This window comes from Streptomyces sp. NPDC049577 (assembly GCF_040675635.1).
Lineage (GTDB): Bacteria > Actinomycetota > Actinomycetes > Streptomycetales > Streptomycetaceae > Streptomyces.
The window spans coordinates 21,863-27,862 of record NZ_JBFAPH010000042.1 but is presented as its reverse complement, the minus strand read 5'-3'; the positions used below and the strand labels follow the sequence as shown (position 1 = coordinate 27,862).

At 71.8% G+C, this 6,000-nt stretch carries 5 protein-coding genes; 4 read left to right on the top strand and 1 reads right to left on the bottom strand.

Features of this window, described 5'->3' with window-relative positions; all coding sequences use genetic code 11:
- Together AB0K09_RS08145 and AB0K09_RS08140 are read left to right on the top strand one after the other, a co-directional pair.
- A partial coding sequence (locus AB0K09_RS08145; protein ID WP_366064464.1) for a geranyl diphosphate 2-C-methyltransferase occupies nucleotides 1–651 on the top strand: 651 nt, incomplete at its 5' end.
- A 403-nt stretch (nucleotides 652–1,054) separates the two neighbouring features.
- The gene (locus AB0K09_RS08140) at nucleotides 1,055–2,191 is read left to right on the top strand and encodes an acyltransferase (RefSeq protein ID WP_366064463.1); all 1,137 of its coding nucleotides are present in this window, start codon (nucleotides 1,055–1,057) and stop codon (nucleotides 2,189–2,191) included.
- Between the two features lie 47 nt (nucleotides 2,192–2,238).
- On the opposite strand, the gene AB0K09_RS08135 is transcribed toward AB0K09_RS08140, so the two are convergent.
- On the bottom strand, nucleotides 2,239–3,750 hold the full coding sequence (locus AB0K09_RS08135; RefSeq protein ID WP_366064462.1) for a hypothetical protein: 1,512 nt from the start codon (nucleotides 3,748–3,750) through the stop codon (nucleotides 2,239–2,241).
- Between the two features lie 270 nt (nucleotides 3,751–4,020).
- On the opposite strand from AB0K09_RS08135, the gene sph reads away from it, so the two are divergent.
- A complete protein-coding gene (gene sph / locus AB0K09_RS08130; RefSeq protein WP_366064461.1) occupies nucleotides 4,021–5,007 on the top strand; it encodes a sphingomyelin phosphodiesterase in 987 nt (328 codons plus the stop codon).
- Nucleotides 5,008–5,114: 107 nt separating this feature from the next.
- A complete protein-coding gene (locus tag AB0K09_RS08125) occupies nucleotides 5,115–5,750 on the top strand; it encodes a hypothetical protein (protein WP_366064460.1) in 636 nt (211 codons plus the stop codon).
- The last annotated feature ends 250 nt before the right edge of the window (nucleotides 5,751–6,000 follow it).

Genomic DNA, 6,000 nt, shown 5'->3' with positions numbered 1-6,000 from the left:
CTGCACCGGCTGGAGTCCGCGCAGGCCGATGTCCTGCTGGACCACCTGGGCCCGATCGGCCCGGGCCACCGCCTGCTGGACGCCGGGTGCGGGCGTGGCGGCACGAGCATCATGGCCAACGCCCGTTTCGGCTGTGAGACCGACGGGGTGTCCATCTCCCAGGCCCAGGTCGACTTCGCCAACGCTCAGGCGGCCAAGCGGGGCGTGGCGGACAAGGTGCGCTACCACTTCCGCAACATGCTCGACACCGGCCTGCCCACCGGCGCCTTCCAGGGCATCTGGAACAACGAGTCCACCATGTACGTGGACCTCTTCGACCTCTTCGCCGAGCACGCCCGCCAGCTCGCCTTCGGCGGCCGCTACGTCGTCATCACCGGCTGCTACAACGACGTCACCGGCGGCCGCTCGAAGGCCGTCAGCCGGATCGACGAGCACTACACCTGCAACATCCACCCCCGCAGCGCCTATTTCAAGGCCATGGCCGCCAACGGCCTCGTCCCCATGAACGTCGTCGACCTGACCGCGGCCACCATCCCCTATTGGGAACTGCGCGCCCAGTCCTCCCTGGCCACCGGCGTGGAGGACCCCTTCCTCACGGCCTACAAGGAAGGCAGCTTCCACTACCTCCTCATCGCCGCCGACCGCGTCTGAGCACGGGCCACGCAGCCCCGTCACCGCCCCACCGGGCGGTGGCGGGGCTGCGTGCTGTACATGGCGGGGTGTGACCTTCCGCACACCGATGGGGCGAGCGGCCGTCTTGCTTCGGCGGCGGTGTCCGGGCTTGGCTTGGTGGTCGTGCGCACGACAGCCCCTATAGCGATCACCAAGAGTAGGCAAAGCGGCGACAGATGGTAGATTCCACCCCGGCCGTTTCCCCTTATCACCGTCGCGCACAGCCCGTGCCGGCTGTCGCGCCGGGCGCGGCGCCCGACCCACGATCCTCCTCGGCCACCTCGCCGAGTCCCCATCCCGGAGGAAGAGACATGCCTGGCAGTCGTCCGCGCGAGGCGCGGGTCGCCGGGCCGGCCCTCCGCTTCATATTGGATGTCCGACCGTGAGCCTCATATCCCCGATCGCCCCGAAGACGAAGCCCAGGGAGAGCGCGAATCCGCAGACGCGCCTGGATTCGCTCACGGGGCTCCGCTGGTGCGCGGCACTGCTCATCTTCTGCTACCACTTCGCCTATGAGGAGTCCGCTTCCGGTACTGCTCGGCATATGGGCAAACTGAAGGACCTCACGCTCGCCGGCCCCTCGGCGGTCTCCTTCTTCTTCATCCTCTCCGGCTTCGTGCTCGCCTGGTCGGCGCGGCGGGGAGACACGGTGACCGGATTCTGGCGGCGCCGTTTCGCCCGGATCTACCCGAGCCACGCGGTGACCTTCTGCGTCGCGGTGGTCATGCTGATCTGGATGGGCCAGAAGCTGGACCCGGCCATCGCGCTGAGCAATCTGACCCTCACGCAGGCCTATGTGCCCAACCGCACGGACGTGTGGTTCGGCTACAACGGCGTCTCCTGGTCACTGAGCTGTGAGTTCTTCTTCTACTTCACCTTCCCCTTCATCATTCCGCTGATCCGGCGGTTCTCGAAGCGCCTGCTGTGGGCGACGGTCGTGCTCGGCAACCTCTTCGTCGTCGCCTACCCGGCGTTCACGCAGAACATCAAGCACGCCACCGGCTGGGACGCGAAGTTCTTCCTCTACATGCTGCCGCCCATGCGGCTGATGGAATTCGTCATCGGTATCGCCCTCGCGCTGCTGGTCAAGCAGGGCGCGTGGCGCGGCCCGGGCATGGTGGTCAGCGTCGCGCTGTCCTGCGCCGCCGTGTTCGGCCTGGCCCGCGTGGTGCCGTACGACTTCCACTGGAGCGCGACCACCGTCATTCCGTACACCCTCACCATCGCCGCGGCCGCGCGTGCCGATGTGAAGGGTGATCCGTCGCCGTTCCGGAACCAGTACATCGTGTATCTGGGTGAAGTGTCCTTCGCCTTTTACCTCGTGCACGAAATGGTCATCTTCAGCTCCAACTATTTCTTCCAGCAGCACCATTTCGTGTTGCCCCTGACGCTGCACGCGGGTCTGGTCGTCTCCGTCTCGCTGCTCGGCGCGGTGCTGCTGCACGAATACGTGGAGAAGCCCGGCGTGAAGCTGCTGTCGCGGAAGAAGAAGCCGAAGCCGGTCACGATCGCGGCCTGACCGACGCAGTGTGCCGAGCCCCGCACCGCCGATGGGTGGTGCGGGGCTCATCGCTTTCCGGACACCTGCCCGGCCACGTAGACGCTGAAGCCCGTGAGCGGCGCCCCGCCCGGCAGTGGCTCCGGGTGCCAGTCGCGGGCGTGGGGCGGCGGGGGCCGGCCCGGGGCGACGACGACGGCCACGGGGCGGTGGGCCGCGAGGGCGCGGAGGGCCCCGGGGGTGAGGGACGCGTCCGGGCCGGCGGTCTGCCGGGAGGAGCAGCCGGTGTAGTAGGCGAGCTGGACCGCCAGCTCGCCGCTGATCACGCAGGGCGGGCGGACGCCGAGGCGGTGCAGCCGGGCGGCGGCGCCCTCGAAGGCCGTCCGGGACTGGTGGCTGCGGGCGACGGTGCGGGTGAGGACGGCGTACTGGACGGCCAGGTGGGCGGCGAGGGCGAGGGCCAGGGCAACGGTGATCAGGGGGCGGCACCGGGGGGCGGTGGCCAGCCACAGCAGGCACTCGGCCACGGGCAGGGCGAGCAGCGCGTAGGCGGGCAGCAGGAAGCGCGGGGCCGCGTAGTCGACGAGGACGAGGTACGGCGCCGCCGTGCAGACGGCCACCGCGGTCGCGACCACCGCCGCCGCCCGCCGGTGCCGCGCGACCGCGACGCCCCCGGCGGCCAGCAGGGGCAGGGCCGCCCACCACGCCGCGGTGACCGGGTGCCGCCACGGGACGTCGCACGGCCGGCACAGGGTGCGGCCGGCCAGGGCGCGGACGTGGGCGTCGACGGCCGGGTGCCAGCCCAGGCCGCCCTGGATCGCGTCGGCCCGCTCCAGCCGGGCCCGCAGTCCGCCGTAGCACAGATACGCCTCCACGATCCACTCCGCGCCGCCGAGCACCGCCCCGGCCGCCGTCCAGGCCAGGACGGGCAGGACCGCGCGCTCCCGCCGGCCGAGGACCGGGGCCGCGACGGTCAGGGCGAGCGCCAGCCACAGCGCGTCGGGCGGCCGCATGAGCGCCACCACGGCGACGGACGCGGCCAGGCCCACCCGGCAGCGCCGGGCCGTGCCGCGCGCGCACCGCAGGAAGCAGCCGACGGCGGCGAGCGCCGCCAGCGCGCTCCAGAGGTTGGGCATCGCCCGCGCGCCGTAGTACAGCGTGATCCACAGCCCGGCGAACAGGGCCCCGGCGAGGGTGAGCACCCGCGCGGGCAGCAGCGGCCGCCAGGCCCGCAGCGCCAGGAACAGCCCGGCGCCGGAGGCCACCGCCAGCCAGACCCGCAGCGCGGTGACGGACGTGGTCACCGCCGCCACCGGCGCCGCCAGGAAGGAGATCCCGCGTGCCCGGGGCGCGCTGAAGTACGCCGCCGGGACCTCGGCGCTCACCTGGCTGACGTAGACCGCCTCGTCCCATCCGAGCCCCGAGCCGGGCACCACCAGGGCGAGCTGCGCCAGCACGAACGCGACGGCGACCGCCGCCGGGCCGGCCGACCCGCGCGCCCGGCCCCGAGCCGCCCGGGGTCGCACCCCGCCGGCCGTGACCGGGGCGGCCGGGGCGGACGGAGCCAGGTGTTCCTGCATGAGCAGACCTCACGTGAGCGTGCTCGCGGCGTGCGTCCCCTCCCCCACCCTGCGCGCCTTCCGGACCGGCCGCCTCACGCCGCCGTCCATTCGGGGCAGCCGGGGGCATAAGGCTCCCTGATCAACTCCCCTTCCGTGTCCGGTCTCCCCCGCGTCGGTCGAGCGTCACCCGACCGCCATCGGGGGTCACTGTGATGTCGTCGGCCCGTTCGCGCCGGGCACCCCGCCGGCCGCTTACGCCCCCATCGCCGACCCAGGAGAGAAGTCACCGTGCCGCTGAAGAAGTCCCTCGGTCCCACCGCCGTGCTCGCCGCCGCTGCCGCTCTCGCCCTGGCGGCGCCCCAGTCGGCCTCGGCGGCCACCGTGCCGGCGGCCGGGGCGCCGCAGCTGAAGGTGCTCACCTACAACACCTTCCTCATGAGCACGAACCTGTACCCCAACTGGGGCCAGGACCACCGGGCGAAGGAGATAGCCGCCGCCCCCTTCTTCCAGGGCAACGACGTCGTGGTGCTCCAGGAGGCGTTCGACAACGCGGCCTCCGAGACGCTGAAGTCCCGTGCGGCGGGCGCGTATCCGTACCAGACGCCCGTCGTCGGCCGGGGCAAGGACGGCTGGGACGCCACGAGCGGCGCCTACTCCGCCACCACGCCGGAGGACGGCGGCGTCACCGTGCTCAGCAAGTGGCCGGTCCTGCGCAAGGAGCAGGTGATCTACAACGACGCGTGCGGCGCCGACTGGTGGTCCAACAAGGGCTTCGCGTACGTCGTGCTGAACGTCAACGGCACGAAGGTGCACGTCGTGGGCACGCACGCGCAGTCCACGGACGACGGCTGCAAGGCCGGCGAGGCCGCGGCCGACCGGGCCAAGCAGTTCCGGCAGATCGACGCCTTCCTCGATGCGAAGAACATCCCGGCGGACGAGGAGGTCCTCCTCGCCGGCGACCTGAACGTCGACTCCCGCAGCGACGAGTACCGCGCCCTGCTGGCCAACGCCGACGTCGCGCCGGCGGACGCCCGCACCGGGCACCCGTACTCCTTCGACACCGAGGAGAACTCGATCGCCGCCTACCGCTACCCCTCCGACCCGCGCGAGGACCTCGATTACGTCCTGCACCGCAACGGCCATGCCCGGCCGGCGAACTGGGGCAACACCGTGATCAAGGAGACGTCCGCGCCGTGGACCGTCTCCAGCTGGGGCAAGGACTACACCTACACCAACCTCTCCGACCACTACCCGGTCGTCGGCGGGGTCAACTGACCACGGCCGGGCCGCCGTCGGCATTGTCGGTGGGGGGTGCCAGGATGGCCCGTAGCGGGTCGCTGATCGCGCGCGGCCTTTCGAGCGAGGGGGGAACCATGCTGCCCATGACCGAGTCCGCTTCCGTGCCGGTGCTTCCGGATCTCGATCCGGAGCTGCTGGAGGAGGCGGAGGAGCAGGCGTGGCTGCTGATCCGCTGCGGGTTCGACACCGCCGAGGAGGTCGCGGAGGACGTCTCCGACTACTTCTACGACGACGGCGAGACTCCCGTCTCCGTCGAGGACGCGCGGCTGATCGTCGACCGGCTCTGGCGCGAGCGGCTGGCCGAGCAGGCCGGCTGGCCCGAGGTGACGGACGCCGACCGGGTGGCGAGGGCCTTCGCCGCCCTGGACGCGGCCGGCATCACGGCCCGGATGAACTTCACCTGCTGCGGCAAGTGCGGGTTCGAGGAGATCGGCGAGGAGGCGGCCGAGGGCGACCGCGGCTTCGTCTTCTTCCACTACCAGCACACCGAGAGTGCCGCCGAGGGCCGTGGCCTGCGGCTGCTGTACGGGGTGCACGAGGACGTGCCGGCCGAGGAGGACGAGCGGGAGGCCACGACCGCCGTCGGCCACGAGATCGTGGCGGCGCTCACCGGGGCCGGACTGGGCGTCGCGTGGGACGGCGACCCCGACCGCGCGATACACATCACCCCGCTCGACTGGCGCATGCGGCTGCCGGAGGCCGTGCCGGCAGGGCAGTGAAGATCACATGAGGAGTGGCCGGACGGCCCTGCTCCACCGTGGCCGGCCATGCTTCAATAGGGAGCATGGCCGGCTTCCAGAACATCGCGACGGGTCGCTGCGAGCGCAGTGACCTCGAGCCCTTCTGGCCTTCCCGCCAGCACCACGACTTCGACCGAGTGTGTTGTCGCGCGATCCCCGCGCGGGCCCACTCCCCTCGCTGACCCCTTCGTCGAAGTCAGCCGCCGGCACCGGTTCCGGCCCAACGGCC

Bases quoted from the DNA above. Each gene is read 5' to 3' on its own strand.
- AB0K09_RS08135 (WP_366064462.1), bottom strand. From the start codon at position 3,750: ATGCAGGAACACCTGGCTCCGTCCGCCCCGGCCGCCCCGGTCACGGCC.
- AB0K09_RS08125 (WP_366064460.1), top strand. From the start codon at position 5,115: ATGACCGAGTCCGCTTCCGTGCCGGTGCTTCCGGATCTCGATCCGGAG.